Genomic DNA, 565 nt, shown 5'->3' on the forward strand with positions numbered 1-565 from the left:
GTCGGAGAGCGAGATCCGGCGGATCGTGCTCGAGAAGATGGACATGGTCGGGCTGCTCGGCGCCGAGGCCAAGCTGCCCGGCGAGATCTCCGGCGGTATGCGCAAACGCGCCGGGCTCGCCCGGGCGCTGGTCCTGGACCCGGAGATCATCCTCTTCGACGAGCCGGACTCCGGCCTCGACCCGGTGCGCGTCGCCTACCTCAACCAGCTCATCGTCGACCTCAACGCGCAGATCGACGCGACCTTCCTCATCGTCACCCACGACATCGCCTCCGCCCGCCAGGTCCCCGACAACATCGGGCTGCTGTTCCGGCGCGAGCTGGTGATGTTCGGGCCCCGCGAACAGCTGCTGACCAGCGACGAGCCCGTCGTCCGCCAGTTCCTCAACGGCCGGATGCAGGGGCCGATCGGCATGGCGGAGGAGAAGGACGCGGCCCAGGTCGAACAAGAACTCGCCCAGATCCAGGAACCCACCAAGACTCCCGGCAGCAGGCCCCTGACCCCCCGCCTGCTGCCGGGCCCCGGCATCACCCGACCGCCCCGCTGGGAGGCAATCGCGACACGG

1 protein-coding gene is annotated in these 565 nt (G+C 69.7%); it reads left to right on the forward strand.

Annotated features, from left to right (window positions below; genetic code table 11):
• A partial coding sequence (locus tag VXC91_RS46725) for an ABC transporter ATP-binding protein (RefSeq protein ID WP_329513383.1) occupies positions 1-565 on the forward strand: 565 nt, incomplete at both ends.

This window comes from Streptomyces chiangmaiensis (assembly GCF_036281785.1).
In the GTDB taxonomy this organism is placed as follows: Bacteria; Actinomycetota; Actinomycetes; order Streptomycetales; family Streptomycetaceae; genus Streptomyces; species Streptomyces chiangmaiensis.